Origin of the sequence: Streptomyces sp. NPDC057002, assembly GCF_042673825.1 — a bacterium.
GTDB lineage: Bacteria > Actinomycetota > Actinomycetes > Streptomycetales > Streptomycetaceae > Streptomyces.
This window is the reverse complement of record NZ_JBHURZ010000003.1, coordinates 861,113-886,845: the sequence shown is the minus strand read 5'-3', so window position 1 is coordinate 886,845 and position 25,733 is coordinate 861,113. Positions and strand designations below refer to the sequence as shown.

The window sequence follows — 25,733 nt, the reverse complement described above, 5'->3', positions numbered from 1 at the left end:
TGGCCCTCCGACGGATGGTCGGGGGGCTGTGCCGGCCGGGGCGCGGGGGCGATGCCCCGGCCTCGCGCGTGTGCCGCTGTCCAGTAGCCGACCTCGGCGGACGCGGCACCGGGGACCGACTGGGCCTTCACCACCTTCGCCCCCACCGGCCTGACCCGCCTGGAACTCCACGTCCTTGAGGACGACGTGGCCCGCCGGCGGCCCGTCCTCGCCGGAGGGGTGAACTTCCTCGACGGCGAAGGACGTCCAGCGCCGCAGGACGTCGTCCCGGCCCAGCGCGGTCAGGCCCGCTGCGTCCCCGGGGGTCCAGGGGCGCAGGATCAGGGCGGGGGCCGTCGGGGTGGCCGTCGCTCGGAGCCGTGCGGTGGGTATCGGCATGGGGTGAGCGTACGGTGGCGGCGGGCCGTTCTCAGAACAGGCTCAGCAGCGCCTCCGCCGGGTCCGTCAGGCGCGTTTCGCCGCCTGGCAGAGGGAGTTCGAACCAGACCGTCTTGCCTCGGGGCGTGCGCCGGGAGCCCCAAGCGGCGCTGAGCAGGCCGACGAGCTGCAGGCCGCGGCCGCCCTCGTCGGTGTCGCGGGCCCGGCGGCGCCGGGGCTGGACCAGGCCGGAGTCCCAGACCTCGCAGACCAGGGTCCGGTCGAGCAGCAGCCGGAGGCGGATCTCGCCCTCGCCGTAGCGCAGGGCGTTGGTGACCAGCTCGCTGACCAGGAGCTCCGTGGTGTCGACGAGGGCTTCCATGTCCCAGCTGATCAGCTGGGCACGCGCGTACTCACGGGCCCGGCCCACGCTGCGCGGCTCGCGCGGCAGGGTCCAGTCGCCCACGGACTCGTTCGGCAGGCCCTGTACACGTGCCATCAGCAACGCGATGTCGTCCTCGCCGTGGTGGGTGTCGAGGGTGTTGAGGACGTGGTCGCAGACGTCCTCCAGCGGCTGGGCGGGGTCGGACAGGGCGCTGACGAAGGCCTGGAGGCCCTCGTCCAGGGGATGGTCGCGGCTTTCGACCAGTCCATCCGTGTAGAGCGCGAGCAGGGCGCCCTCGGGCAGGTCGACCTCGACCTCCTCGAAGGGCTCGCCGCCGACCCCGAGCGGCATGCCCGGCGGCACGTCGAGCATCAGCGCGGACTCGCCCGGTTCGACCAGGACGGGCGGCAGATGGCCCGCGTTGGCGAAGGTGCAGCGCCGGGTGACGGAGTCGTAGACGGCGTAGACGCAGGTGGCGAGGTACACCTCCGAGAGGTCCGCCTCGCGGGGACGGCGGGCCGCCCTCGTCGCCTGCTGGACACCCCCGGGGGCGCCGAGGCCGCGGGCGATCTCGTCCAGCTGGGAGAGCACCTCGGCCGGTTCGAGGTCGAGCTGCGCCAGGGTCCGGACGGCCGTACGGAGTTCGCCCATGGCGACGGCGGCGCGCAGGCCGCGGCCCATCACGTCGCCGACGACGAGCGCCGTGCGGTGCCCGGGGAGTTCGATGACGTCGAACCAGTCGCCGCCGACCTCGCTGGGCCGGCCGGTGTTGGCGTTGCCGGGCAGATAGCGGCAGGCGATGTCGAGGCCGGAGGCCTCCGGGTCGCCGGGCGGGAGCAGGGACCGTTGCAGTATCAACGCGCGCTCGTGCTCGCGCCGGTAGAGGCGGGCGTTGTCGATGCAGACGGCCGCGCGCGCCGCCAGCTCCACCGCGAGATCGCGGTCCCGGTCGCCGAACGGCTCGCTGCCCTTCGTACGGGCGAACTGCACGAGCCCGACGACGGTGTCGTGGGCGACCATCGGCACGGCGAGCGTGGACTGCACGAGCCCCCCGTCCTCGCCGGGGACGAACTGGGGGCGGGCCGTGCGCAGGGCGTCCGCGCAGGGCGAGTTGAACGGGTAGTGGTGGACCGCGCCGACCGAGACGGGCACGCCGGTGCCGGCGAAGGGCTCGTCGGAGACGGCACTGGCGAAGGCCACCCGGCGCAGCTCGGCGCTGCCGTCGGCGAGCCCGGGCGGGGTCTCGTCGCCGGCCAGCAGCCCCTGGTAGAGGTCGACGGTGGCCAGGTCGCAGAAGCCGGGCACGACGACGTCGAGGAGCTGCCTGGCCGTGGTCTCCAGGTCGAGGGAGTTGCCGATGCGGGCGCCGGCCTCGTTCAGCAGAGCCAGGTTGCGCCGGGCGGCGGCGGCCTCGCGGGCGGCCTCGCGGCGGGCGGTGATGTCGATCCCGAGCCAGGCGACCCCGATGGGCCGGCCCGAACCGCTGTGCACGCGATAGAGGTTGACGGACCAGTGGCGGCGCTCGTCGGAGCCCGGCACGAAACCCGTGACGTGCATGTCGGTGATGGAACTGCCGGTCTCCAGCACCCGGCTCAGCGTGGCGGCGACCCGTTCGGCCTCCCCGCGCTGGAGGTAGTCGTGGACGCCCTTGCCGCGGTGCTCGTCGGGCTCGCCGCCGAAGATGGAGGCGAACCGCTGGTTGACGCGGCGGACCCGCAGGTCGGAATCGATCAGCAGGAACCCGAACGGGGATTGACTGAAAATGGCCTGCGAGGCGGCGAGGTCGGTCTCGATGCTGCGCAGGGTGCGGACGTCGACGACGATGCAGACGGCGGCCTTCTCGCCCTCCTCGGTGCGCGTCGGCATGACGTACACCTCGGCGAGCCCCTCATGACCGCATTCGCCCTCGGTGTCCTTGGGCATCCGGAAGGGCACCACGCCGGTCCACTCGCGGCCGTCGAGGATCTCGGCCATCTTGCGCATGCCCCGCTCGCGATGGCGCGGATCGATGAACGCCTCGATGGGGTCCATGCCGACGGCGCGCCCGGCGGAGATGCCGAAGAGGTGCTCGGCGCGCAGGCTCCACTGGTCGACCAGCCCGTCGGGGCCGATCGAGAAGGACGCGACCTTGATGTAGTCGTAGATGGATCCCGGGGGACTGCTCTGCCACATGGCGTCCCCGGGCTGTACCCCGTCGGCCGCGAGCGCACCTCCCACCGCGGAAGCCAGGCCGTCCGCGGCCCTGGCCCTCGCGCCCTCCGACGGGTCCTCGGACTCCGTGGCCTTCGCTGGTATCTCGCTCACGCGAACCGTCCCCTCCAGCTCACCGCGTCCGGCACCGGTCACCGGGGGCGGCTGCCCGCAGTATCCAGCACTACGGTGCCGCACAACACGGTGTTCACGATCACAGCACGGTCCCGATGGTTTTCGGTCCGGACCGTGAGAACACTTCCAGTCTTCTAACCAGCGGACACGTCGTCGAATCACGTCTGCCTACAACCGCCACTGGCCTGAACCAATCGCTCGACAGTGACAGGGTGTACGTACACCGATTTTTCACCCCGGCACGGTGAGTTCGAACCACACCGTCTTGCCCGCCGCGCCGGGCCGGGTGCCCCAGCGACGGCAGGAGGAGGCCACCAGTTGCAGTCCGCGGCCGCTCTCGTCCTCGGGCCGGGCGGCTCGTTCGCGGGGCGGGTCCGGGAGCGGGTCGGAGACCTCGACCCGCAGGACGCCGTCCAGGTCGGACGGGCGGACCAGGCGGACCCCGATGGGCCCTGTGGCGTGTCGCAGGGCGTTGGTGACCAACTCGCTGACCAGCAACGCCGCGAGGTCGGCCAGGCTGTCGAGGTTCCAGCCGCGGAGTTGGCGGCGGACGACCTGGCGGGCGGTGCGCACGGCGCCGGGTTCGGCGGGAAAGGTCCATTCGGCGCAGTCACCTTCGGTGTCGATCACGCCGATCACTTCCCAGACAGGAGGCCCGCCCATGTCCGGTTTCATGGGGTTAATGGGCACATACCCGATTACGGGGGCGGAGTACCGTGCGGGGCAGCGCACAGTGGCACGAAAGGCTCAGGGGGAGCCCGTACGACAATCGCCCGACACCACACGCCCCCGGATGGCCTCAGGCGCCGGGCACTTCCTCCGTGCCGGGGCCTGAAGGGCTGAGGCCTTCGGCGGCTCCGAGATGCGCGAGGGTCTGCCGTACGGCCGGGACGTCCTGGTCGAGCCAGTGCACGTCCCAGATCTCGCCCGGGCCGAGCCAGCGCAGTGCGTCGTGGTCCTCGAGGGGCTCGGGCGCGGCGGATCCGGGTCGCAGCCGCGCGGTCCACACATGCAGGACGTAGGGCGACTTCAGGGGCCACTCCCCCGGGACGCGGGCGCCGGCCTCGGCGTCGACGCCGAGTTCCTCGCGCAGTTCCCGCACCAGCGCCGCGTCGGCCGTCTCCCCGGGCTCGACCTTGCCGCCGGGCAACTCCCAGCGTCCGGCCAGCTCGACGGGCGCGCTGCGCCGGGCCGCCAACAACCGCCCGTCGTCGACCAGCGCGGCACCTACGACGACGATCCGCTCACTCATGCCGGGAGCCTACGGGAGCGCGGCCGGACAACGGCTCCGGCTCCGGGCGCAGGCATCGGGCGGGTCAGTCGTGCGTCACGCCCGCCCCGTTCTGCCCCAGCCGCTCGACCCAGTACAGCTGTTTGTGACCGCGGCCGTCGAGGCTGTCCGCGATCTTCTGAGCCTCGGAACGGGTCGCGTACCGGCCCACCCGGTAGCGGTTGCCGTTGTCGTCCTCTCGTATCACGAGCCAGGGAAGAGTGACCGTGCTGTCGTTCATCGCGCCCCTCCACTTCCCACCCGCGGCCTGTGCCGCGCCCCACCCGCTAAGGAAACCGCAATGCGCATATGCCCGAGCCTACGCCTAACCTTCACGGAGCGAATACGGGTTTTCACAAAGAGGTACGCAACCAGCCAGAACGCAGGGGGCGCGCGCCAATGAACGCGCCGTCTGAGTGCCTCGTGGCACCCGAGCGCGGGCATACCGCATACACCGCTGTCGACCTGCGAAGACGACGACCGGTCAGGGAATGCGGACCGCCCCGTTCGACGACGGCCGCCTCGGTGATCGTGTGAGCGGGGCGCGCAAGGAGCGCGCCCCGGGACGGATGTGAGCGTTCGCTACTTGACCGGAAGGTGGTAGGCGACCCGGTACCGATCGGCCGGAATCACCACATCGGCCGTCTCGACCGGGCGGCCGGAGGCGTAGAACGTGCGCTGGACGACCACGACCACATGACCGGGGACGCCGCCCAGGACGAGCAGTTCCTCGGCGAGCCCCGGACGGGCGCCGACCTCCTCGGTGACGTTGTCCACGATCACCTCGATCGCGCGCATGCGCTCGACGACGCCCATGCCGCCGAGCGGCCCCTCCTCCGGCAGCATCACGGGCGTACGGCCCGTCACGGCGAGCGGCTCCCAGGACGTGGAGAGCATCATCGCCTCGCCGCCCTCGCGGAAGAGGTACTTCGTGCACATCACCCGGTCGCCCGGCTCGATGTCCAGTCGCTCGGCGACCGCGACACTCGCCTCGGACTGCTCGCTGCTCGACTCCCAGGTGCCGCGCCCCTCCCCGTCGGCCTGCTCCTGGCGGAACGGTGTGGCCCCGCCGGGCGGGCGGTATCCGGAGCGGGAGACGCGCCGGGGCACGGGCCGCTCGCGCACATACGTCCCCGAGCCTGAGCGGCCCTCGACCAGCCCCTCCGCCATGAGCACCTTGCGGGCCTCCAGGGCGACGGTGTCCGAGACGCCGTACTCCTGGCGGATTCTGGCCTGGGAGGGGAGGCGGGTGTGCGGCGGCAGCTGACCCTCGACGATCTTCTGGCGGAGATCACCCGCGACGCGCAGATACGCCGGCTGCTCACCGAATGTCACTGGCCGCTCCCATCAGGTTGTACAGACAGCAACAGCGTGGCAACCGTAGGTTGTGCGGTGCAAGCAAAGGCCAGAGAATCACTCGATGTGATGACAAGGTGGCCCTGGGGGCTTTACGCAGGCACTTTCTCCCCGCTATAGCCGCCGTCACACCTCGGCTTCGGAGTTCCCGCTCTCACTGTCGTCGAACGACGGCGGGGTGGTGGCCAGCCCGAGGGCCTTGCGCGCGGTGACGGTCTCCGGGCCGTCGACGTACGCGTACGCCTTCTCGTAGTGCGCGAAGTAGGTGTCCACGTCACCTGCCTCGCTCGCCTTCGACCACTCCTCGCGGGCGTCCTCCATCTCCTTGACCAGGTCGGCGACGGGCTTGTGGGCGGCCGCCGGCCAGGAGTGGCCGCGCAGGGCCTCGATCTGTTCGCCGAGCACGTCGTGCACCTGCGCGGCCCAGGCCCGGGTTCCGGCGAGATCGTCCTCGGGGGACTTCTCCGGCTCCTCGTACAGCGCCGTGTCGACGGCGTTGGCCGTGGACAGGAAGACGACCTGGTCGGTGTCGAGCGTGGTGGGGTCGCCGCGCAGGGAGCCGGTCAGCCGGGCCTTCGCGTCGGTGCTGCCGAAGACGCAGATGATCGCGCGGTCGCCGTAGCGCCATGTCTCCCGGGACGGCATGAGGTAGTACACGTCGACGTCGGCCGGCATCGCCCAGGAGTCCATGGCGTACTGGCTCTGGAGCGCGTAGCACCTCTCGTCGGCGATGCCGGTGACCTTGCCGTCGCCCGGGAAGGCGCCGCCCGGCAGCGTGACGACCCCGAACACCTCACCGTCGTGCCCGGCTTCGCAGGAGACCGGGTCGACGTCGTAGGTGTCGCCCTCCAGGCCGTCGGGCGCGTCGAAGCAGTCGCCGGTGCGCAGCGACAGGCTCTCGTTGCCCTGTGCGCCGTCCTCGAACTTCGCCCAGACCTCGGACGCGGTGCCCGTGGCCAGCACCACCCCCCACAGCACGGCTCCGACGGACGACAGCACCACCCCGGCGATCGCCATGCCCCGCCCGCTCTGCCCGGACCGCCGGATCTGCCACAGCGCGACCAGTCCCAGGACGAGCCCCGCCGCGGGCAGGAAGCAGAGCACACCGAGCACGAGAGCGGCCACGGCGAGCGCGTTGACGGAGACCGGGGTGCCGTACGGACGGTGCGCCGGAGGCCAGTTGGCAGGAGGCCGGCCGTACGGGTCCTGGGGCTGCGGGTTCCCAGGGGGCGGGGGTATCGACACGGGTACGGCGCTCCTGGCTGAGGCGGTGGGTCGGGGGTCTGTCGTACGGCTGCGCGCATCGTAAGCGGGCGCGGCGGGGTATGACCGCCGTGTTCAGCGCTGAGGCTTCAAGGCGGTGGTGTTCAGGTCGTCGGGCCGGCCTGTGCTGCGCCTGTCAGTGGCCCGGGCTTCTCCGGGTCGTCGGACGTCGCCCATCCCACGGGGAACACCGCCCGTACGGTGAAGCCGCCGTCCGGGGTCGGGCCCGCGTGGAACGCGCCGGACAGGAGGTGCGCGCGCTCTCGCAGGCCCACCAGGCCGTGGCCGCCTCCGGGGAGAGCCGGATGGGGGGTGGTCCGGGCGGGGGGCGTGTTGTGCACCTCGATGTGCAGGCCGGCCGCGAAGTGGACGCGTATGCGCGCACGGGCGCCCGGAGCGTGCTTGCGGATGTTGGTCAGTGCCTCCTGGACCGTGCGGTACGCGGCGCGTTCGACCGCTTCGGGCACCGCGCCGGGGGGAGTCGGTACGTCGAGGTCCGCCGGGAGGCCGCTGTCGCGGACCATGCCGGTGATGCCGGCCAGTCCGGCCCGGGGGACGGCGTGCGTGTCCGTGCCTCCGGCCGTGCGCAACACCCCGACCAGATGCCGCAGTTCGGTGAGGGTCTGCGCGGAGAGTTCGTGGATGGACCGGGCCGTCGTCCGCACGTCGGCGTCCCCGGGCCGGCCCACCTGGAGCGCGCCGGCCTGCAGACTGATCAGGCTCACCTTGTGCGCGACCACGTCGTGCATCTCCCGGGCCAGCCGGTTGCGTTCGGTGGCCAGCACCCGCTCGGTGAGGACCTGGTTCTCCCAGGCGCGCCGGGCCGTCGCCGCACGCAGGCGCTCCTGCCGTGACCGTACCGACCGGCCGAGTACGACGACGCCCGCCGCCAGTCCGCAGCAGTCCAGTGCCAGCAGCGCGGTCTCCCGGTCGGGCACGAGGGAGGAGACGCCAAGCGCCGGGTGGGGCAGGAACCACGCCACCGCGACCGCCGCCGCGCCCGTCACGGCGACCAGGAGACGACCGCGCCGTACGGCCACGCAGTACAGCGCGATCAGCGGGGCGAAGGCGATGTGCCCGAGGTACAGCCCCGGCAGTCCGGCGAGCACGGCCACCTCCGGGGCCCGTCGCCGCAGCAGCAGCGCGCCGGCGGCGACGAGGGCCAGCCACGTCCCGTGACCGGCGGTCAGGCCGTTGACCACCAGCCCGTCGACGAGAGCGACCAGGACCGGAAGGGCGCGGGAAGCGATCCGTCGTACGCCACCGGCCAGGGGAGCGTTGCCCGACAGCATCTGAGAAGGCATCGGCGCCTCACCCCCACCCCGCCTCGACCAGGTCCGCCCGGTCGGCGACCACCGCCGCCTGCACCCGGTTGAGGCCGCCCAGTTTCGCCAGCACCGCGCTCACATGGTCCTTGACGGTGGAGTGCGCCAGGTGCAGCCGGCCCGCGATGGCACGGTTGCTGAGCCCCGCTCCCACCAGGGCGAGCACCTCGCGCTCCCGGCCGGTGAGCGCCCGCACCTGCCGTACGGCCTCCTCGTCACGGCCGGCCAGCAGGTAGCCGTCGATCACCTGCCCCACCGCCTCGGGCGCCAGCACCCTGCGGCCAGCGGCCAGCGCCCGTACCGCTTCGATCAGTTGGTCCGGAGCGGTGTTCTTCATCAGAAACCCCGCCGCTCCCAGCCGCAACGCCTCGTCCACGTGCTCACGGGCGTCGAAGGTGGTCAGCATCGCCACCGCCGGAGCCTTCGGCAGGCCGACGACCTGGCGGAGCACGGCCGGTCCGTCCAGGACCGGCATCCGGATGTCGAGCAGCAGGACGTCCACCCGCCCGCTCCGCACGGCCTCCACGGCGCTCGCTCCCCCGCAGTCGGCGACCACGGTGATGTCCTCCGCCGAACCGAGGATCACCCGCAGCCCGGCACGCACCAGAGGCTCGTCGTCCACCACCGCGACCCGTATCACTTGCGCTTCCCCCGCCCGTCGCTCCGCCGGCCCCCCGACCGACGCGTCACCGCTCGTTACGACGGTCCTCCCCCGCGAGACGTTGCACGGGCCCCGTGTGCCACCCGACACACGGCGGACGGCCCGGCCCCCGCCGGTCGGCGGGGTCGGTTCCCGCCCTCGGGCGGATGTCCCCGGTGGGTCTCCCGCTGTCACGATCCGTCAGGTCGCCGATCACCACCCGCCCGTCGAACGGGCCTTCAGCAAGGACGCACATGCACCACACCCAGGACCGCCCCGCCCGACGCCGACGCCTGCACGCCCGCATCCTGGTGGCGGGCGCCACCGCCGGAGCGGTGCTGCTGACCGCCGCGGGCGCGCACGCGGAGACCGGCGGCGCCGAGGCCCGGTCGTCCCTGGCCGTACAGGCGGCCGAGACGGTCGAGCGGGTCACGGGGACCTCCGACCTCGTTCCCGGAACGCCGCTCGACGGCGGCGCCACCCGCGCGGAGGTGACCACCGAGACCTCCCCGGCCCGCATCACCGCGCCCGGCACCGCCGACGGAGCCGTGGAGTTCGCCTACGGCACCGACGTGCTGCGCCTCACGCTGCCCGGCAGCGCCGACTCCCGGGCCGCCGCCGGCGCCAACGGCACCGTCGTCTACCCCGGCGCGGGCGAGGACATCGACCTGGCCGTGCAGCCCAACCGCGACGGCGTGCGCACGCTCGTCACGCTCAAGGACGCGGACGCCCCGACCGAGTACCGCTTCCCGCTGGGCCTGCCCGCGGACGCGACCACCGAGGTCCTCGAGGACGGCTCCATCCTGGTCAGCCGCGGCGAGGAGTACCTCGGTACGTTCGACGCGCCCTGGGCGAAGGACGCGCGCGGCGAGGCCGTGCCCACCGAGTACCGCGTCGAGGACGGCGCCCTGATCCAGACCGTGCGGCCCGGCCCTGGCACGGCCTTCCCGGTGGTGGCGGACCCGGCGTGGTTCATCCCGATCGCCATCGTCGCCGGGCGGCTGCTGCTCACCCAGGGCGTCAAGAGCATCTCCCGGCACGCCGCCCAGCGCATGGCGCAGCGCGGCATCAGCCAGGAGATGGTCGCGCGTACGGTGAAGACCGGCAAGAAGACCAAGGGCAAGTCGCCCGGCACGTGGAAGTACACCACCGGCAAGGTCTGGGTCGTCGTCAACAAGGCCGGGAACGTCGTGTCCGTCGGCCGCAACTGAGCCCGTTCCCGAGAGGCGAACCATGCACATCGAGTACGACCGCGAGAACGACACCGCCTATGTGTCGCTGGTCGCGCACATCGCCGACGGCGCCGCCGTCCGGCAGATCCCCGTCACCGGGGTCGGAGCGGACGCCGAGGTCTTCCTCGACGTGGACGCGTCGGGCCGGCTCCTCGGCATCGAGGTCATCGGGGCGGGCGATGCCTTGCCGGCCGAAGTACTGGAGCAGTCCTCCTCGTCGGACTGACCGGCCGGTGCATGTCGAGCCGGGCGCCTTCCGCTCCAGCCTGTTCGAGACCGGGCGGGCCGGCGCCAGCGCGGTCCTCGGCCATCTCGACCAGGTGCGGGACGAGGTCGTGGCGTGGGAGAAGCGCAGCCGGAACACGGCGTTCGACGACTGACGGCGCATCACGAGGGCCCTGTACATGCGTGCAGGGCCCTTGTGCAATTCCTGTGGAGGCCTCAATCTTTCGGCTGACGCACAGGAGTCGTCCTCGGGTTGACATGACCATGACTCCAGGGTGGCTTCGACGGGCGTGCACCACACCCCACAGCGCACCACCGATCGAGGAGGACCCCTCAGATGGCAGTGATGCGTACTCCCCACGGATCCACCCGGCGAAGACTGGCCGCGCTCGGCGCGACGGCCACCGCGGCGCTCGTCGCGAGCCTCGTCTCCGCTCTCCCCGCAGGCGCGGCCCCGGTCGCCGCCGAGGGACACGTCCAGTACGAGGGCGCCGCGAACGCCGTCGCCGACAGCTACATCGTCACCCTGAAGACCGAGAAGGCCGGTTCCGCCGAGGGCCGCGCCCTGGCGTACAAGTACGGCGCCGAGATCGAGCGGACGTACACCAAGGCCCTGAACGGCTATGCCGTCGAGGCGTCCGAGTCCGAGGCGAAACGTCTCGCCGCCGACCCGGCCATCGCCTCCGTCGTCCAGGACAGGACCTACCGCATCACCGGGACGCAGCCCAGCCCGCCCTCCTGGGGCCTGGACCGCATCGACCAGAAGAACCTGCCGCTGAACAGCTCGTACACCTACCCGGACTCGGCGGGCCAGGGCGTCACGGCGTACGTCATCGACACCGGCGTCCGCATCACCCACAGCGACTTCGGCGGGCGCGCGTCCTACGGCTACGACGCCGTCGACAACGACAACACCGCCCAGGACGGCCACGGTCACGGTACGCACGTCGCCGGCACCGTCGCCGGGAGCGCCTACGGCGTCGCCAAGCAGGCCAAGGTCGTCGGTGTCCGGGTGCTGAACAACTCCGGCCAGGGCACCACCGCCCAGGTCGTCGCAGGCATCGACTGGGTCGCGCGCAACGCGGTCAAGCCGGCCGTCGCCAACATGTCCCTCGGCGGCCCCGCCGACACGGCCATCGACACCGCCGTACGCAACGCCGTCACCTCCGGCGTCACCTTCGTGGTCGCGGCCGGCAACGAGTCCACCAACGCCTCCACCCGGTCCCCTGCCCGCGTCACCGAGGCCGTCACGGTCGGCGCCACCACGTCGAGCGACGCGAAGGCGAGCTACTCCAACTACGGCACGGTGCTGGACCTGTTCGCGCCCGGCTCGTCCATCACCTCGGCCTGGAACTCGAGCGACTCGGCGACCAACACCATCTCCGGTACGTCGATGGCGAGCCCGCACGTCGCCGGAGCCGCCGCCCTGCACCTGGCCGACAACCCCACGGCCACCCCCGCGCAGGTCTCCGCCGCGCTGACGGCCGCCGCCACCACCGGTGTCGTCACCAGCCCCGGCAGCGGCTCCCCCAACCGGCTCCTGAACGTCGGCGGCGGTACGACCACTCCGCCCGGCCCGCGCTTCGAGAACACCGCCGACCAGGCCATCGCCGACAACGCCACCGCCGAGTCCCCGGTGACGGTCTCCGGCGTCTCCGGCAACGCGCCCTCGGCCCTGGCCGTCGAGGTCCACATCGTCCACACGTACATCGGCGATCTCCAGGTCCAGCTGATCGCCCCCGACGGCACGGCGTACACGCTGAAGGGGTACGGCACCGGCGGCAGTGCGGACAACATCGACACCACGTACTCCGTGAACGCCTCGGCCGAGACCGCGAACGGCACGTGGACCCTCCGGGTGAGCGACAACGCCCGCCTGGACACCGGGCGGATCGACGCGTGGGCGCTCCAGTTCTGAGCCCCATGCGTGAAGGTCCGTCAGTTCGTTGACCCGTCCGGGACGCCGAGCTCGGCGAGCAGGCCGCGTACGCGCTGCTCGATGGCGTCCCGGATCGGGCGGACGGCGTCGACGCCCTGTCCCGCCGGGTCGTCGAGCCGCCAGTCCAGGTACCGCTTGCCGGGGAAGACGGGGCAGGTGTCCCCGCAGCCCATGGTGATGACCACGTCGGACGCCTGGACGGCCTCGGGGGTGAGGATCTTCGGGGTCTCGGCGGAGATGTCGATCCCGGTCTCGTTCATGGCCTCCACGACGGCCGGGTTCACCGTCTCGGCAGGCGCGGATCCCGCCGAGCGCACCTCGACCCGGCCCTCGGCGAGGCGGGTGAGGAAGGCGGCGGCCATCTGGGAGCGGCCGGCGTTGTGGACGCAGACGAACAGGACGGAGGGACGCGGGGCGGCAGCGCTCATGGTGGTGTCCTTGGAGAGCAGGGACGGACGGGGACGGGCGGGGACGGACGGGGATGGTCAGGAGGGGGCGACTTCGGGCTCGCCCTGCGGGACGACGCCGGGCGGGACGACGCCGGGCGGGACGACGCCGGGCGAGACCACACTGTGCGATTCGACGCCGTGCGCCGCACGAGCGGGACGTCCGTAGACGACCGCGACGACGCCCAGGCCGAGCGCGGCACCGAGCAACTGGGCCCCGATGAACGGTGTGACGGAGGCGGGGGCGATACCGGCGAAGGTGTCGGTGAAGGCCCGGCCGACGGTCACCGCGGGGTTGGCGAAGCTGGTCGAGGACGTGAACCAGTAGGCGGCCCCGATGTACGAGGCCACGGCGGCGGGGGCAAGGGCGGCGCGGCCGATGCGGCCCAGGCCGAGAACGAGCAGGATCAGCCCGGCGGTGGCGACGACCTCGCCCAGCCACAGGTGCCCGGCGAAGCGGTCATGGGTGGAGAACCGCACCAGCGGCTTCCCGAACATGGCGTCGGCCAGGACCGCGCCCCCGATCGCCCCGGCGACCTGCGCGGGCATGTACGCGGCGGCCTCCCGCCAGGTCGGGCCGGTGCCGTCGCGGCGGCCGGTGAACCAGACGGCGAGGGTGACGGCGGGGTTGAAGTGCGCGCCGGAGACCGGCCCGAGCAGCGTGATCAGCACGGCCAGGCCGAAGACGGTGGCGAGGGAGTTGGCGAGCAGTTGCACGCCGGCGTCGTGCGACAGCTGGGCGGCCTGGATCCCCGACCCGACGACCACGGCGACCAGGAGCCCGGTCCCGAGCGCTTCGGCGGCGACGCGGCGGCCGAGGGGCGGGGTCATGGGGTGGCTCCGGTGGCCGTCATGGCGGCTGTCCCGGCGGCGGACTCCGGCGCGCTCAGGAACGCGGCGATCCGGTCCAGGACGCCGGGCAGCACCCAGTAGTACACCCACGTTCCGCGGCGCTCGCAGTCGATGAGACCGGCCTGGCGGAGCAGCTTGAGGTGGTGGGAGATCGTCGGCTGCGACAGATCGAAGGCCGGGGTCAGCTCGCAGACGCAGACCTCGCCGCCCTCCCCGCGCGAGGCGATCATCGACAGCAGCCGCAGCCGCACCGGGTCACCCAGCGCCTTGAACACCTTCGCCAGCTCCCGGGCCCGTTCCTCGTCCAGGGGCGCGGCGGCCAGGCCCTCGCAGCAGGCGGCGTCCTGGCCGATCACCTCGAGCTCTTGTTTCGACATGCCTCTATGTTGACGTTTTTCGATTCAAGGCGCAAGGTTGAATCAATAGACATCAATACAGCCTGTCCGGAGGCGCCTGTCATGAGCGAACACTCCATCGAGTACTCCAGCGAGTACTCCACCGACCTGCGCGAAACCGTCCGCCGCCGATACGCGGAGGCAGCCGTGTCGGTCACCATGGGCGGCACCGGCTGCTGCGGCCCCGAGCCGGTCGAGGTCGACGAGAACTTCGGTTCCACCCTCTACGCCGCCGACGAGCGCGACGCCCTGCCCGCCGAAGCGGTCGCCGCCTCCCTCGGCTGCGGCAACCCCACCGCCGTCGCCGACCTCCGCACCGGTGAGCGCGTGCTCGACCTCGGCTCCGGCGGCGGCATCGACGTCCTGCTCTCCGCACGTCGCGTCGGCCCGGCCGGCAAGGCGTACGGACTGGACATGACCGACGAGATGCTCGAACTCGCCCTGGCCAACGCCGAGAAGGCGGGCGCGACGAACGTCGAGTTCCTCAAGGGCACCATCGAGGCCGTCCCGCTGCCCGCGAACACGATCGACGTGGTCATCTCCAACTGCGTGATCAACCTGTCCACCGACAAGCCGGCCGTGTTCGCCGAGACGTTCCGCGTACTGAGGCCCGGCGGCCGGATCGGCGTCTCCGACGTCATCGCCGACGACGCCCTCGCCCCCGCCCAGCGTGCCGAGCGCGGTGACTACGCCGGCTGCATCGCCGGCGCGCTGTCCTTCGCCGAGTACCGGCGGGGCCTGGAGGCCGCCGGATTCACCGACGTGGAGATCACCCCGACCCACGCGGTGGCCGACGGCATGCACTCGGCGATCGTCCGCGCGACCAAGCCGCGCTGACGGGCCGGTGCGGCGCTGACCGGCCGGTGCCGCACGCGGTCCGGCGTGCTCAGTCCTGTCGCCGATCGGGGGCGGCAGCGGGGTCGCCTGTGACCGGCGCCTCCTCGGTGGCGGCCCACGCGGCGAGCAGCTGGAGGGCGTCGTGGTCGGCGGAGCCGGGTGCCGCGCTGTAGGCGGTGAGGGTGAGGCCGGGCTGGGCGGGCAGTTCCATGGCGTCGAAGTCGAGGGTGAGGACACCGACCTCGGGGTGCCGGAAGGACTTGCGGCCGGTGTGGTGCAGGCGCACGTTGTGCCTGGCCCAGGCGGTGCGGAACTCCTCGCTGCGGGTGACGAGCTCGCCGATCAGGCCGGTCAGCTCGGTGTCGTGAGGGGCGCGTCCGGCCTCGGTCCGCAGCAGGGAGACGGTGGTGTGCAAGGACTCCTCCCAGTCGGGAAAGAAGTCGCGGCCACGGGCGTCGAGGAACTGGAACCGGGCGATGTTGACCGTCCGGGCGGTGCGGTCGGGGAACAGCGGGGAGTACAGGGCCCGGCCGAGGTGGTTGGTCGCGAGGATGTCCAGGCGGCCGTTGCGGATGAAGGCCGGGGAGTCGGTCATCGACGCCAGGACGCGCAGGACACTGTCCGGCAGAGGGCCGCGGGCACGTCCCTGGCGGCGGGCAGGGCGCTTGGCGGCGGCGCGGGCCAGGTCGAACAGATGGGCGCGCTCGGCGTCGTCGAGCTGGAGAGCCTTCGCCACGGCGTCCAGGACCTCTTCGGAGGCACCGCCGAGGTGACCGCGTTCGAGGCGGACGTAGTAGTCGATGCTGACGCCGGCGAGCAGCGCGACCTCTTCCCGGCGCAGTCCCGGCACCCGCCGATTGCCCCCGTAGGCGGGCAGCCCCGCCTGTCGCGGTGTGATCTTGGCCCGGCGGGATCTCAGAAACTCGCGGACGTCGCTCTCGGTACTCACACATTCCAGGCTAGGCCGGACGTCCCACGGCTGGGGGGCCCTGCCAGTACCTGTAACGGCAGCCCCTTCTCCACCACCCCGGACTGCGTTTTCCTCGATATCGGCGGCGGATCGAAACCCGCACAGTCCGTCTTGATCAAGGAGCAGTTCTGATGCCGAAGCAGTCCGCACCCCAGGAGCTGGCCGGGATCGCGCCCAAGCTCGTCGAGGTCACCGACGAGGTGTTGTTCGGTGACGTCTGGGAGCGGCCCGGGCTCTCCCCGCGCGACCGCAGCCTGGTGACCGTGAGCGTGCTGGCCGCCCTGTACCGCGGCGAGCAGCTCGGCTACCACCTCGGTGTGGCCCTGGACAACGGCCTGAGTACGGAGGAGTTGTCCGAGGCGATCACGCACCTGGCCTTCTACGCGGGCTGGCCCAACGCCATGACCGCGATCACCCGGCTCAAGCAGATCACCGACGAGCGAGACGTCTGACGAGACGCCTGACGAGACGCCTGACGAGACGCCTGACGACAGGAGCGAACCATGGAACACATCACCGACACCCCCACCCTCAAGGCCCCGGCCGAGCGCTTCACCGGCGACGTCTACCTCAACATGATCGAGACCCCCGCCGAACCGGCCCGCCTGGCCGCCGCCCTGGTCCGCTTCACCCCGGGCGCCCGCACCAACTGGCACTCCCATGCCCTGGGTCAGGTCCTGCACATCACCGACGGCGTCGGCCTGGTCGGCACCCGAGACGGCAACGTCATCCGCGTCACCGCCGGCGAAACCGTCAAGTGCCCTCCGAACGAAGAGCACTGGCACGGCGCCACCGACACCAACCTCCTGGCTCACATCGCCCTGGTCGTCGGCACCCCCTCGGGCGACGGCACGACCTGGCTGGAGCCGGTGACGAACGAGCAGTACGCGGCGGCCCTCGCCGCCGGGCTCACACGTTGAAGCGGAACTCCACCACATCCCCGTCCTGCATCACATACTCCTTGCCCTCCATGCGCGCCTTGCCCTTCGCGCGGGCCTCCGCCACCGAGCCCGTCTCCACCAGGTCGTCGAAGGAGATGACCTCCGCCTTGATGAAGCCCTTCTGGAAGTCGGTGTGGATGACGCCGGCCGCCTCGGGGGCCGTGGCGCCCTTCTTGATGGTCCAGGCGCGGGATTCCTTGGGGCCGGCCGTGAGGTAGGTCTGGAGGCCGAGGGTGTTGAAGCCGACGTGGGCGAGGGTGGCGAGGCCGGGCTCGTCCTGGCCGACGGACTGGAGGAGTTCGAGGGCCTCGTCCTCGTCGAGCTCGGCGAGGTCCGCCTCCAGCTTGGCGTTGAGGAAGATCGCCTCGGCGGGGGCGACCAGGGCCCGCTGCTCGTTCTTGAACTCCTCGTCGACCAGTTCGTCCTCGTCGACGTTGAAGACGTAGAGGAACGGCTTGGTGGTCAGCAGGTGCAGGTCGTGGAGCAGCTCGTTGCGCTCGCTGCCCTGGACGATCCCGTGCGCGAAGAGCGTGTCGCCCTTCTCCAGGATCTCCTTGGCCTCCTCGACGGCCTTGACCTTCGGGGCGATGTCCTTCTTGATGCGCGACTCCTTCTGGAGGCGCGGGAGGACCTTCTCGATGGTCTGGAGGTCCGCGAGGATCAGCTCGGTGTTGATCGTCTCGATGTCGTCCTTGGGCGAGACCTTGCCGTCCACGTGCACGACGTTCTCGTCCGCGAAGGCACGGATGACCTGGCAGATCGCGTCCGACTCGCGGATGTTCGCCAGGAACTTGTTGCCCAGGCCCTCACCCTCGGACGCGCCGCGCACGATGCCCGCGATGTCGACGAAGTCGACCGTGGCCGGGAGGACCTTCTCCGACTTGAAGATCTCGGCCAGCTTGCCGAGCCGCGGGTCGGGGACGCCGACGACGCCCACGTTCGGCTCGATGGTGGCGAACGGGTAGTTGGCCGCCAGCACGTCGTTCTTGGTCAGGGCGTTGAACAGGGTCGACTTGCCGACATTCGGCAGACCGACGATTCCGATCGTGAGCGACACGTTGCGACTTCCCGTGAGTGGAGAGGGCCAGGGGGCCAGGGGACCGGCCGATCCACCAGTCTACGGCGTACCCGCAACCGGCCCGGCGACCTGTCGAACGCTTGGCCAAGCCCCGGCCCACGGCGTGTCTGAGGGGCGATTCGGCACATTAAACGACCTACGTTGGTGCAGTGGAGCAATACAGGACGCGACCTGCCCGGTACGGACCGCGACGCGACCGGCCGAGGTCGTCCCTGCCGCCCCAGGCGAAACGGGGGGCGGAGAGTGAGGCGGCGGTACGGCGGACCGCGCCCGCTTCGGCGGCGCCCAGTGCGGGACGGCTGCCGAATCCCCGGCTGACCGGGCTGGGCAGCGGATTGTTCTGCGGAGTGGTGATGTTCCTGCTCGGCGGGCTGTGCTCACTGCTGTTCGGGGCGTCGCTGACGGCGTACGGCGTGCTGTTCGTGCCGGTGTGCGTGCTGACCGCCGTCTGGGTGCGGCGGGGGGATCTGATGATCGCGCCCGTCGTGGTGCCGATCGCGTTCGCCGTCGGGCTGCTGCCGATGGCCGGCGGCGACGGAGGGACCGGCGGCAGGCTGATGGGACTGGTGACAGCGCTCGCCACGCAGGCCGGGTGGCTGTACGGGGGGACGCTCGTCGCCGGGCTCATCGTCATCGTCCGGCGGATCCGGCTGGTGCACCGGCGACGGACGGCGGCTACAGGGCCCCGTCCGCCGGTGTGACACCTGCCGGGCCTAGTGCCCGGCCGCCCTCATCGCAGCCCCCACGATCCCCGCGTTGTTCTGCAGCTGTGCCGGGACGATCTCCGCCTTGATGCCCTCGATGTGGGGCAGGAACTTGTGGGACTTGCGGCTGACGCCGCCGCCGATGATGAACAGCTCCGGCGAGAACAGCATCTCGACGTGGGCGAGGTACTTGCGCACGCGGTGCGACGCCCAGTGCTCCCACGTCATGTCGTGGTCCTCCCGGGCCTTGCTGGAGGCCCGCTTCTCCGCGTCGTGCCCGTCCAGCTCCAGATGGCCGAGCTCGGTGTTGGGGACGAGGACGCCGTCGACGAAGAGCGCGCTGCCGATGCCCGTGCCGAGAGTGAGCACGATCACCGTGCCGTGGCGGCCGCGGCCGGCGCCGAAGTGCATCTCGGCGATGCCCGCCGCGTCCGCGTCGTTCACCACCGTCACCGGCAGGCCGCCCAGCCGCTGGCCGAGCAGCGCGCGGGCGTCGGTGTCGATCCAGCTGTCGTCGACGTTGGCCGCCGTACGGATCACGGCCCCGTCGGTGACCACGCCGGGGAAGGTGACCCCGATCGGCCCCGTCCAGCCGAAGTGGTCGACGACCTCCTTGACGCCGTCGGCCACCCCGTCGGGCGTGGCCGGGTGCGGGGTGAGGACCTTGTGGCGCTCCTGCGCCAGGTCACCCTTGTCCAGGTCCACCGGGGCGCCCTTGATCCCGGAACCGCCGATGTCCACACCGAAGATCTGCATGGCCCTACGTTACGACGAACGACTGACAGTCACAGGCCGGACGGCGGTCGCTGCCCGGCCCGTTCGCGATCACTCCCCGGAATTTTCACCGGTCCCGGCCCCGGTCTCGCTTCCGGCCTCGCCCGCACCCGCCCCGCCGCGCTCGGCGGCCAGCGTCGCCGCCTCCTCGCGCAGGTCGCGGCGCAGCTCCTTCGGCAGGGAGAACGTGATGGACTCCTCGGCCGCCTTGACGAGCTCGACGTCCTCGAAGCCGCGCTGCGAGAGCCACTCCAGGACCTGCTCGACCAGGACCTCCGGGACGGAGGCACCCGAGGTGACACCGACCGTGGAGACGCCCTCCAGCCAGGACTCGTCGATCTCGTCGGCGAAGTCCACGAGGTACGCCTCGCGCGCACCGGCGTTCTTGGCGACCTCCACGAGCCGCACGGAGTTGGAGGAGTTGCGGGAGCCGACGACGATCACCAGCTCCGACTCGGCGCCCATCTGCTTCACGGCCAGCTGACGGTTCTGCGTGGCGTAGCAGATGTCGTCGCTGGGCGGGGAGATGAGCTGCGGGAACTTCTCCTGCAGCGCGTCGACGGTCTCCATGGTCTCGTCGACGGACAGCGTGGTCTGGGAGAGCCAGACGACCTTGGACGGGTCGCGGACCTCGACCTTCGCGACATCGCTCGGCCCGTCGACGAGCTGGATGTGGTCGGGGGCCTCGCCGGAGGTGCCGATGACCTCCTCGTGGCCCTCGTGGCCGATCAGGAGGATGTCGTAGTCGTCGTTGGCGAAGCGGACGGCTTCCTTGTGGACCTTGGTGACCAGGGGGCAGGTGGCGTCGATGGTGGCGAGGCGGCCGCGCTCGGCCTCCTCGTGGACGACAGGGGCAACGCCGTGGGCGGAGAACATGACGATGTTCCCCGGGGGCACTTCCTCCGTCTGCTCGACGAAGATCGCGCCCTTCTTCTCCAGGGTCTGCACGACGTACTTGTTGTGGACGATCTCATGCCGGACGTAGACCGGAGCCCCGTACTGCTCCAGCGCTTTCTCGACGGCGATGACGGCGCGGTCCACACCCGCGCAGTAGCCACGGGGGGCGGCGAGCAGGACACGGCGGCCAGGCGAAGCAGACATGCCTCCCATCGTAAGGCCGCGTTCGGCGGGTCAAAGATCGCGTCCGCGCGGAGTCCCCGGGAAGACTGACAGGGCGCGAGCTGAGTGACGCGGGCGGAGGGGCAGCGGAGGGGACACGATGCCGGAGACCGGGACGGCGGCGGCCCCCGCGGCCGGCGGGGAACACACGCTGCGGCGCAGACGTACCTGGTGGCGCTGCTGGAGCCGGTGTCGTCGGCGCGGCTGGCTGCGGAGCCGGGACGGCAGGGGTCGGCGTTCTACGACGCCGTGGACGCCTCGGTCGGCACCTGGCTGCACGACCTGGTCGCGGTGAGCAAGGCGATCGGTGCCGCGTTCGCCGCGCTGGCCGGGCAGGCCGCGGCGGGGCGGCTGCTGTTCGCGATGGGGCGCGACCGGCGGCTGCCGCGGGTCCTGTCGCGGACGGACGCCGGGGTGCCCCGGGTGGCCTTGCTGTGCGCGGCCGTGGTCACGCTGGTGGCGGCGGTGTGGGCGGCACGGCGGGACGACGGCATGGACCACCTGGTGTGGGTGGTCGATGTCGGCGCGCTGACCGCTTTCACGCTGCTGCACGCGAGCGTGGTGGGCTGGTTCGCGGTACGGCGCCGGGGAGGGCCCGTGAGCTGGTGGCGGCACGTCCTGGTGCCGGTGGCGGGAGCGGCGATCACCGTCGCCGTGATCGTGGAGGCGTCGGAGACCGCGCAGGTCGTCGGGGCGGTGTGGCTGGCGCTCGGGCTGGTGGTGCCGGCGGTGCAGGGCGGCCGGCGGGACGCGCCGTCCTCGCCGGGTGCGTGAAGAACACCTCACCGAGCGGTTGAGCGGCGTTGTCAGCGGCGCCCACTACTCTCGCGGGCATGGCTGTGAACACGTCCGCGGAATCCCCGCTCCCCGTCGGTGAGGTGTCGCGGCTCATCGGGGGATGGATCGACCGGCTCGGGGCCGTGTGGGTCGAGGGGCAGATCACTCAGTTGTCGCGGCGGCCGGGCGCCGGTGTGGTGTTCCTGACGCTGCGTGACCCGTCGTACGACATCTCCGTCGGCGTCACCTGCTACCGGCAGGTGTTCGACGCCGTCGCGGATGTGGTGAGTGAGGGCGCCCGGGTCGTCGTCCTCGCCAAGCCGGAGTGGTACGCCCCGCGGGGGCAGCTGTCGCTGCGGGCCGCCGAGATAAGGCCCGTCGGCGTCGGTGAGCTGCTCGCGCGTCTGGAGCAGCTGAAGAAGGCCCTCGCGCGCGAGGGGCTGTTCGCGCCGGAGCGGAAGAAGCCGCTGCCGTTCCTGCCGCAGCTCGTGGGGCTGGTCTGCGGACGGGCCTCGGCCGCCGAGCGTGACGTCCTGGAGAACGCCCGGCACCGCTGGCCCGCCGTCCGCTTCGAGGTGCGCAACGTCGCCGTGCAGGGCGTGCACGCCGTTCCGCAGGTCGTGCAGGCCGTGAAGGAGCTCGACGCGATCGAGGACGTGGACGTGATCATCGTCGCGCGGGGCGGCGGCAGTGTGGAGGACCTGCTGCCGTTCTCCGACGAGCAGCTGATCCGGACGGTCTCCCAGTGCCGTACGCCCGTGGTGTCCGCGATCGGGCACGAGCCCGACAACCCGCTTCTCGACCATGTCGCCGACCTGCGCGCCTCCACCCCGACCGACGCGGCCAAGAAGGTCGTACCGGACGTCGGCGAGGAGTACGAGCGGGTGCGGCTGCTGCGGGACCGGGCGCGGCGGTGCGTGGCGGCGCTGGTCGAACGGGAGGAGCGTGGCCTGGCCCACGCCCTCGCGCGGCCGTCGATAGAGGACCCGCACCGGATGATCGACGAGCGCGCCGACCATGTCGCGGACCTGCTCGACCGGGGCCGGCGCTGTCTGCGGCACCAGCTCGACCGGGCCGACTCGGAGCTGACGCACACGCACGCGCGCGTGGTGGCCCTCTCCCCCGCCGCGACCCTGAAGCGCGGGTACGCCGTGCTGCAGAAGGCGGACGGGCACGCCGTCCGCGACCCCGGCGAGGTGGAGGCCGGCGAGACGCTGCGCGCCCGGGTCTCCGAGGGCGAGTTCTCCGTACGAGTGGACACATAGGGTGGGTGGATGACCAGCGAGGTTGATGAGGCGCCGGACATGACCGAGGCGCTCGGGTACGAGCAGGCACGGGACGAACTGATCGAGGTCGTCCGGCGCCTGGAGGCGGGCGGTACGACGCTGGAGGAGTCCCTCGCGCTCTGGGAGCGCGGCGAGGAGCTGGCCAAGGTCTGCCGGCGCTGGCTGGACGGGGCGCGGGCGCGGCTGGACGCGGCGCTGGCCGAGGAGGCCACGGAGGACGAGGACACCGAGTAGACCGGGCCTCGGCCGCTGGATGCGGGGTGCGGGGTGCGGGGTGACACACGACACCCTCAGGTTAGTTGAACGTTGAACTTCACTGGCGTACGGTCGAAGACGTCAGCCGATCTTCCGGACCGACCGTCGCGAGAAAGTGCATCCATGTCCCTCGTTCTTGACCCCGCCGCCCAGGACCTGCTGTTCCGTGAGGCCCGCACCGCCAACGCCTTCACCGACGAGCCGGTGACCGATGAGCAGGTGCAGGCGATCTACGACCTGGTCAAGTACGGTCCGACGGCCTTCAACCAGACCCCGCTGCGCATCACGCTGGTCCGCTCCCCCGAGGCCCGTGAGCGCCTCGTGCCGCACCTGGCCGAGGGCAACCGCGCCAAGACGGCGGGCGCCCCGCTGGTCGCGATCCTCTCCGCGGACAACGAGTTCCACGAGGAGCTGCCGCACCTCTTCCCCGCCGCGCCGCAGATCAAGGACGTCTTCTTCACCGAGCGCCCGGTCCGCGAGAACGCCGCCGGGCTGAACGCCGCCCTCCAGGCCGCGTACTTCATCGTCGGCGTCCGCGCCGCCGGTCTCGCCGCCGGCCCGATGACCGGCTTCGACTTCGAGGGCGTGCGCAAGGAGTTCCTGGACGACGACCACACCCCGCTGATGATCGTCAACATCGGCCGTCCGGGCCCGGACGCCTGGTACCCGCGCTCCCCGCGCCTGGAGTTCGACCAGGTCGTCACCACGGTCTGAGCCCTCCCGACCACGGACAAGGCCCCCGGCACTCCGCCGGGGGCCTTCGCCGTGCCTACGCGGGTACGCGGCTCACTTGGTCCGCAGCGACTCCGCCATCTTCGACAGCTGCGCGAACGACGCGGTGCCCGTCACGACGGTCGTGGAGCCCTTGGCGCCCTCGAGGACCAGCGCGTCGTACCGGCCGCCCTCGTAGCGGGTCCACGTCCGGCCGGCGATCTTCTCGGTCTGCTCGGTCTCCCGTGCGCCCTGGGTCGCCTCGTCGAGGAAGACCGGGCGCCGCTGAGTGGACTGCTCGACCGCCACGTACTCCCCCTCGGGATCATGGAAACCGAGGTGCCAGGTGTCGAAGTCGTCACCCCGGTAGCGGACGGAGGTGGCCTTCCATGCATCGGCCAGGCCCTCGGGCGCGGCCACGGGGTACGGAGCGGCGCGGCGTGCCGTCAGCAGTTCGACCCGGTAGTCGACCACCTTGGTGTCGGGCGGGGTGTCGTCGTGCGGGATGAAGAGGTACACGAAGCCCGCCACGAGGACGATGACGCCCATCGAGAGGATCATGTCCCGCGCCGTTTTCTGCTTGCCGTTCGTGCCTGCCACGCCCCCTATCGTCGCAGGTCTCCGGAGCGCTCATCCGTGGGGGCCCCTGCTCATTTTGCGCACTCGGAGATAGAGTCGGGCGACAAAGCCCTCATCCGGCCGTCGTCGTACAGAAAGGTGCGCTCCGATGACCGAGCATCATCACTTGCCGTCCGAACTTGATGTGCCCTCCGAGGCCCCCGACCGCAACCTCGCCCTGGAACTGGTCCGGGTGACCGAGGCGGCGGCGATGGCCGCGGGCCGTTGGGTGGGGCGCGGTGACAAGAACGGCGCCGACGGTGCCGCGGTGCGCGCCATGCGGACCCTCGTCTCCACCGTCTCGATGAACGGCGTCGTCGTCATCGGCGAGGGCGAGAAGGACGAAGCCCCCATGCTGTTCAACGGGGAGCGCGTCGGGGACGGGACCGGGCCCGAGTGCGACATCGCCGTGGACCCGATCGACGGCACCACGCTTACCGCGAAGGGCATGACGAACGCGATCGCGGTGCTGGCCGCTGCCGAGCGCGGCTCCATGTTCGACCCGTCGGCGGTCTTCTACATGGACAAGCTCGTCACCGGCCCCGAGGCGGCCGACTTCGTCGACATCAACGCGCCGGTATCGGTGAACATCCGCCGCGTCGCCAAGGCCAAGCGGTCCGCGCCCGAGGACGTGACGGTGGTGATCCTGGACCGGCCGCGGCACGAGGGCATCATCAAGGAGATCCGTGAGGCCGGTGCGCGGATCAGGCTGATCTCCGACGGCGACGTGGCCGGCTCGATCCTGGCCCTGCGCGAGGGCACGGGCGTCGACCTGCTGCTCGGCATCGGCGGTACGCCGGAGGGCATCATCTCGGCCTGCGCGGTGAAGTGCCTGGGCGGCACGATCCAGGGCAAGCTGTGGCCCAAGGACGACGAGGAGCGGCAGCGGGCGCTCGACGCCGGGCACGATCTGGACCGGGTGCTGACCACCGAGGATCTGGTCACCGGCGAGAACGTGTTCTTCGTGGCGACCGGGATCACGGACGGGGAGCTGCTGCGGGGGGTTCGCTACCGGGCGGAGACCGCCACGACCGACTCGATCGTGATGCGGTCGCGGTCCGGCACGGTCCGCAGAATCGATTCCGAGCACCGGCTGAGCAAGCTGCGGGCGTACAGCGCGATCGACTTCGACAAGGGGAAGTAGCCCCACGCCCCGAAGGATCCGCCTACCTCGAGGGATCCGCTGAAAAAGAGGGCGCCCCCGGTGCGGTGGGGGCGCCCTCTTCCGCTGTCGCTCAGCCTGCCGCGGCTATGCGGTCCGACGAGCGGGCCGCCTTCTTCAGCTCAAGGTCGCGACGGCGCCGCCGGGCCAGGACCACGCGGCGTTCCGCGGCGGTGAGGCCGCCCCAGACGCCGTACGGCTCGGGCTGGAGCAGGGCGTGTTCGCGGCATTCGACCATCACCGGACAGCGGGCGCAGACCCGCTTCGCCGCCTCCTCGCGGGAGAGCCGGGCCGCGGTGGGCTCCTTGGAGGGAGCGAAGAACAGGCCCGCTTCATCCCGCCGGCACACTGCCTCGGTGTGCCACGGGGCGTCTTGATCCCTGTCTCGCGCTGGCACCCGCGGGGCCGGAACGGCAGCTACCTGCAGGGACGAATGCGGCGGTTGCAGCACGGTCTACTCCTGACGACGGCTTCGCGAGCGAGAGACGATG

29 protein-coding genes and 1 pseudogene are annotated in these 25,733 nt (G+C 71.6%); 13 read left to right on the top strand and 17 right to left on the bottom strand.

Annotated features, from left to right (window positions below; all coding sequences use genetic code 11):
• Positions 1-409 precede the first annotated feature (409 nt).
• From ACFT32_RS18880 to ACFT32_RS18845, 8 genes are all read right to left on the bottom strand, one after another.
• Positions 410-3,046 carry a SpoIIE family protein phosphatase gene (locus ACFT32_RS18880; protein ID WP_382490318.1) on the bottom strand — a complete coding sequence of 879 codons (2,637 nt, stop codon included), beginning with the start codon at positions 3,044-3,046 and terminating at the stop codon, positions 410-412.
• Between the two features lie 252 nt (positions 3,047-3,298).
• Complete coding sequence (locus ACFT32_RS18875; RefSeq protein WP_382490316.1) at positions 3,299-3,742, bottom strand: ATP-binding protein; 444 nt, start codon at positions 3,740-3,742, stop codon at positions 3,299-3,301.
• A 124-nt stretch (positions 3,743-3,866) separates the two neighbouring features.
• On the bottom strand, positions 3,867-4,319 hold the full coding sequence (locus ACFT32_RS18870; RefSeq protein ID WP_382490314.1) for a (deoxy)nucleoside triphosphate pyrophosphohydrolase: 453 nt from the start codon (positions 4,317-4,319) through the stop codon (positions 3,867-3,869).
• A 64-nt stretch (positions 4,320-4,383) separates the two neighbouring features.
• The gene (locus tag ACFT32_RS18865) at positions 4,384-4,578 is read right to left on the bottom strand and encodes an SPOR domain-containing protein (protein ID WP_382490312.1); all 195 of its coding nucleotides are present in this window, start codon (positions 4,576-4,578) and stop codon (positions 4,384-4,386) included.
• Between the two features lie 341 nt (positions 4,579-4,919).
• Positions 4,920-5,672 carry a GntR family transcriptional regulator gene (locus tag ACFT32_RS18860; protein WP_382490310.1) on the bottom strand — a complete coding sequence of 251 codons (753 nt, stop codon included), beginning with the start codon at positions 5,670-5,672 and terminating at the stop codon, positions 4,920-4,922.
• A gap of 147 nt (positions 5,673-5,819) precedes the next feature.
• Complete coding sequence (locus ACFT32_RS18855) at positions 5,820-6,938, bottom strand: septum formation family protein (RefSeq protein ID WP_382490308.1); 1,119 nt, start codon at positions 6,936-6,938, stop codon at positions 5,820-5,822.
• A 122-nt stretch (positions 6,939-7,060) separates the two neighbouring features.
• Positions 7,061-8,260 (bottom strand): sensor histidine kinase, encoded by a 1,200-nt coding sequence (locus tag ACFT32_RS18850; protein WP_382490306.1) that lies wholly within the window; start codon positions 8,258-8,260, stop codon positions 7,061-7,063.
• A gap of 7 nt (positions 8,261-8,267) precedes the next feature.
• A complete protein-coding gene (locus tag ACFT32_RS18845; RefSeq protein ID WP_382490304.1) occupies positions 8,268-8,921 on the bottom strand; it encodes a response regulator in 654 nt (217 codons plus the stop codon).
• 254 nt (positions 8,922-9,175) lie between these two features.
• On the opposite strand from ACFT32_RS18845, the gene ACFT32_RS18840 reads away from it, so the two are divergent.
• From ACFT32_RS18840 to ACFT32_RS18825, 4 genes are all read left to right on the top strand, one after another.
• On the top strand, positions 9,176-10,132 hold the full coding sequence (locus ACFT32_RS18840) for a DUF4258 domain-containing protein (protein ID WP_382490302.1): 957 nt from the start codon (positions 9,176-9,178) through the stop codon (positions 10,130-10,132).
• A 22-nt stretch (positions 10,133-10,154) separates the two neighbouring features.
• Positions 10,155-10,379, top strand: coding sequence for a DUF2283 domain-containing protein (locus ACFT32_RS18835; protein WP_382490300.1), 225 nt, complete (start codon positions 10,155-10,157; stop codon positions 10,377-10,379).
• A 7-nt stretch (positions 10,380-10,386) separates the two neighbouring features.
• Positions 10,387-10,533: a hypothetical protein gene (locus ACFT32_RS18830; RefSeq protein ID WP_382490298.1), complete on the top strand. Its 147-nt coding sequence runs from the start codon at positions 10,387-10,389 to the stop codon at positions 10,531-10,533.
• A gap of 182 nt (positions 10,534-10,715) precedes the next feature.
• Complete coding sequence (locus ACFT32_RS18825; RefSeq protein WP_382490296.1) at positions 10,716-12,296, top strand: S8 family peptidase; 1,581 nt, start codon at positions 10,716-10,718, stop codon at positions 12,294-12,296.
• A gap of 20 nt (positions 12,297-12,316) precedes the next feature.
• On the opposite strand, the gene ACFT32_RS18820 is transcribed toward ACFT32_RS18825, so the two are convergent.
• The 3 genes from ACFT32_RS18820 to ACFT32_RS18810 are packed head-to-tail and all read right to left on the bottom strand — an operon-like array spanning position 12,317 to position 13,992.
• Positions 12,317-12,745 (bottom strand): arsenate reductase ArsC, encoded by a 429-nt coding sequence (locus tag ACFT32_RS18820; protein ID WP_382490295.1) that lies wholly within the window; start codon positions 12,743-12,745, stop codon positions 12,317-12,319.
• A 57-nt stretch (positions 12,746-12,802) separates the two neighbouring features.
• On the bottom strand, positions 12,803-13,594 hold the full coding sequence (locus ACFT32_RS18815; RefSeq protein WP_382490293.1) for an aquaporin: 792 nt from the start codon (positions 13,592-13,594) through the stop codon (positions 12,803-12,805).
• The gene (locus tag ACFT32_RS18810) at positions 13,591-13,992 is read right to left on the bottom strand and encodes an ArsR/SmtB family transcription factor (RefSeq protein ID WP_382490292.1); all 402 of its coding nucleotides are present in this window, start codon (positions 13,990-13,992) and stop codon (positions 13,591-13,593) included. Before ACFT32_RS18810 ends, ACFT32_RS18815 begins: the two co-directional genes overlap by 4 nt.
• An 81-nt stretch (positions 13,993-14,073) precedes the next feature.
• Here ACFT32_RS18810 and arsM point away from each other — a divergent pair, with 81 nt between their 5' ends.
• On the top strand, positions 14,074-14,847 hold the full coding sequence (gene arsM, locus ACFT32_RS18805; protein WP_382490290.1) for an arsenite methyltransferase: 774 nt from the start codon (positions 14,074-14,076) through the stop codon (positions 14,845-14,847).
• A gap of 49 nt (positions 14,848-14,896) precedes the next feature.
• On the opposite strand, the gene ACFT32_RS18800 is transcribed toward arsM, so the two are convergent.
• Positions 14,897-15,796, bottom strand: coding sequence for a helix-turn-helix transcriptional regulator (locus ACFT32_RS18800; RefSeq protein ID WP_382490288.1), 900 nt, complete (start codon positions 15,794-15,796; stop codon positions 14,897-14,899).
• 152 nt (positions 15,797-15,948) lie between these two features.
• Here ACFT32_RS18800 and ACFT32_RS18795 point away from each other — a divergent pair, with 152 nt between their 5' ends.
• Both ACFT32_RS18795 and ACFT32_RS18790 read left to right on the top strand, forming a co-directional pair.
• On the top strand, positions 15,949-16,269 hold the full coding sequence (locus ACFT32_RS18795) for a carboxymuconolactone decarboxylase family protein (RefSeq protein WP_382490287.1): 321 nt from the start codon (positions 15,949-15,951) through the stop codon (positions 16,267-16,269).
• Between the two features lie 51 nt (positions 16,270-16,320).
• Complete coding sequence (locus ACFT32_RS18790) at positions 16,321-16,737, top strand: cupin domain-containing protein (protein WP_382490286.1); 417 nt, start codon at positions 16,321-16,323, stop codon at positions 16,735-16,737.
• Here the strand turns inward: ACFT32_RS18790 and ychF are convergent.
• The gene (gene ychF / locus ACFT32_RS18785; RefSeq protein ID WP_382490285.1) at positions 16,727-17,815 is read right to left on the bottom strand and encodes a redox-regulated ATPase YchF; all 1,089 of its coding nucleotides are present in this window, start codon (positions 17,813-17,815) and stop codon (positions 16,727-16,729) included. The genes ACFT32_RS18790 and ychF overlap by 11 nt on opposite strands.
• 170 nt (positions 17,816-17,985) lie before the next feature.
• Here ychF and ACFT32_RS18780 point away from each other — a divergent pair, with 170 nt between their 5' ends.
• A complete protein-coding gene (locus ACFT32_RS18780; protein WP_382490283.1) occupies positions 17,986-18,537 on the top strand; it encodes a DUF6542 domain-containing protein in 552 nt (183 codons plus the stop codon).
• Between the two features lie 12 nt (positions 18,538-18,549).
• On the opposite strand, the gene ppgK is transcribed toward ACFT32_RS18780, so the two are convergent.
• Both ppgK and ACFT32_RS18770 read right to left on the bottom strand, forming a co-directional pair.
• Positions 18,550-19,296, bottom strand: a complete 747-nt coding sequence (gene ppgK / locus ACFT32_RS18775) for a polyphosphate--glucose phosphotransferase (protein WP_382490281.1) — start codon at positions 19,294-19,296, stop codon at positions 18,550-18,552.
• Between the two features lie 69 nt (positions 19,297-19,365).
• Positions 19,366-20,424 carry a 4-hydroxy-3-methylbut-2-enyl diphosphate reductase gene (locus ACFT32_RS18770; protein WP_382490279.1) on the bottom strand — a complete coding sequence of 353 codons (1,059 nt, stop codon included), beginning with the start codon at positions 20,422-20,424 and terminating at the stop codon, positions 19,366-19,368.
• Between the two features lie 150 nt (positions 20,425-20,574).
• On the opposite strand from ACFT32_RS18770, the pseudogene ACFT32_RS18765 reads away from it, so the two are divergent.
• The 4 genes and pseudogenes from ACFT32_RS18765 to ACFT32_RS18750 form a co-directional block, all read left to right on the top strand.
• Positions 20,575-21,207: pseudogene (locus ACFT32_RS18765) on the top strand (amino acid permease); the annotation flags it as partial.
• A gap of 59 nt (positions 21,208-21,266) precedes the next feature.
• Entirely contained in the window at positions 21,267-22,475 is a 1,209-nt protein-coding gene (xseA, locus tag ACFT32_RS18760) for an exodeoxyribonuclease VII large subunit (RefSeq protein WP_382490277.1), read from the top strand.
• Between the two features lie 9 nt (positions 22,476-22,484).
• Positions 22,485-22,730 (top strand): exodeoxyribonuclease VII small subunit, encoded by a 246-nt coding sequence (locus tag ACFT32_RS18755; protein WP_382490275.1) that lies wholly within the window; start codon positions 22,485-22,487, stop codon positions 22,728-22,730.
• A 144-nt stretch (positions 22,731-22,874) separates the two neighbouring features.
• Entirely contained in the window at positions 22,875-23,465 is a 591-nt protein-coding gene (locus ACFT32_RS18750; RefSeq protein WP_184590902.1) for a malonic semialdehyde reductase, read from the top strand.
• Between the two features lie 72 nt (positions 23,466-23,537).
• On the opposite strand, the gene ACFT32_RS18745 is transcribed toward ACFT32_RS18750, so the two are convergent.
• Positions 23,538-24,062 carry a DUF4245 domain-containing protein gene (locus ACFT32_RS18745; RefSeq protein ID WP_382490273.1) on the bottom strand — a complete coding sequence of 175 codons (525 nt, stop codon included), beginning with the start codon at positions 24,060-24,062 and terminating at the stop codon, positions 23,538-23,540.
• Between the two features lie 127 nt (positions 24,063-24,189).
• Here ACFT32_RS18745 and glpX point away from each other — a divergent pair, with 127 nt between their 5' ends.
• Positions 24,190-25,224 (top strand): class II fructose-bisphosphatase, encoded by a 1,035-nt coding sequence (gene glpX / locus ACFT32_RS18740; protein WP_382490272.1) that lies wholly within the window; start codon positions 24,190-24,192, stop codon positions 25,222-25,224.
• Positions 25,225-25,315: 91 nt separating this feature from the next.
• Here the strand turns inward: glpX and ACFT32_RS18735 are convergent, their stop codons facing one another.
• The gene (locus ACFT32_RS18735; RefSeq protein WP_184590908.1) at positions 25,316-25,693 is read right to left on the bottom strand and encodes a WhiB family transcriptional regulator; all 378 of its coding nucleotides are present in this window, start codon (positions 25,691-25,693) and stop codon (positions 25,316-25,318) included.
• Between the last annotated feature and the right edge of the window lie 40 nt (positions 25,694-25,733).

Bases quoted from the DNA above. Each gene is read 5' to 3' on its own strand.
- ACFT32_RS18870 (WP_382490314.1), bottom strand. From the start codon at position 4,319: ATGAGTGAGCGGATCGTCGTCGTAGGTGCCGCGCTGGTCGACGACGGG.
- ACFT32_RS18750 (WP_184590902.1), top strand. From the start codon at position 22,875: ATGTCCCTCGTTCTTGACCCCGCCGCCCAGGACCTGCTGTTCCGTGAG.
- arsM (WP_382490290.1), top strand. From the start codon at position 14,074: ATGAGCGAACACTCCATCGAGTACTCCAGCGAGTACTCCACCGACCTG.
- ACFT32_RS18825 (WP_382490296.1), top strand. From the start codon at position 10,716: ATGGCAGTGATGCGTACTCCCCACGGATCCACCCGGCGAAGACTGGCC.
- xseA (WP_382490277.1), top strand. From the start codon at position 21,267: ATGGCTGTGAACACGTCCGCGGAATCCCCGCTCCCCGTCGGTGAGGTG.
- ACFT32_RS18755 (WP_382490275.1), top strand. From the start codon at position 22,485: ATGACCAGCGAGGTTGATGAGGCGCCGGACATGACCGAGGCGCTCGGG.
- ACFT32_RS18810 (WP_382490292.1), bottom strand. From the start codon at position 13,992: ATGTCGAAACAAGAGCTCGAGGTGATCGGCCAGGACGCCGCCTGCTGC.
- ACFT32_RS18820 (WP_382490295.1), bottom strand. From the start codon at position 12,745: ATGAGCGCTGCCGCCCCGCGTCCCTCCGTCCTGTTCGTCTGCGTCCAC.
- ACFT32_RS18865 (WP_382490312.1), bottom strand. From the start codon at position 4,578: ATGAACGACAGCACGGTCACTCTTCCCTGGCTCGTGATACGAGAGGAC.
- ACFT32_RS18790 (WP_382490286.1), top strand. From the start codon at position 16,321: ATGGAACACATCACCGACACCCCCACCCTCAAGGCCCCGGCCGAGCGC.
- ACFT32_RS18770 (WP_382490279.1), bottom strand. From the start codon at position 20,424: ATGGGAGGCATGTCTGCTTCGCCTGGCCGCCGTGTCCTGCTCGCCGCC.
- ACFT32_RS18815 (WP_382490293.1), bottom strand. From the start codon at position 13,594: ATGACCCCGCCCCTCGGCCGCCGCGTCGCCGCCGAAGCGCTCGGGACC.
- ppgK (WP_382490281.1), bottom strand. From the start codon at position 19,296: ATGCAGATCTTCGGTGTGGACATCGGCGGTTCCGGGATCAAGGGCGCC.
- ACFT32_RS18850 (WP_382490306.1), bottom strand. From the start codon at position 8,260: ATGCCTTCTCAGATGCTGTCGGGCAACGCTCCCCTGGCCGGTGGCGTA.
- ACFT32_RS18840 (WP_382490302.1), top strand. From the start codon at position 9,176: ATGCACCACACCCAGGACCGCCCCGCCCGACGCCGACGCCTGCACGCC.
- ACFT32_RS18795 (WP_382490287.1), top strand. From the start codon at position 15,949: ATGCCGAAGCAGTCCGCACCCCAGGAGCTGGCCGGGATCGCGCCCAAG.
- glpX (WP_382490272.1), top strand. From the start codon at position 24,190: ATGACCGAGCATCATCACTTGCCGTCCGAACTTGATGTGCCCTCCGAG.
- ACFT32_RS18835 (WP_382490300.1), top strand. From the start codon at position 10,155: ATGCACATCGAGTACGACCGCGAGAACGACACCGCCTATGTGTCGCTG.
- ACFT32_RS18875 (WP_382490316.1), bottom strand. From the start codon at position 3,742: ATGAAACCGGACATGGGCGGGCCTCCTGTCTGGGAAGTGATCGGCGTG.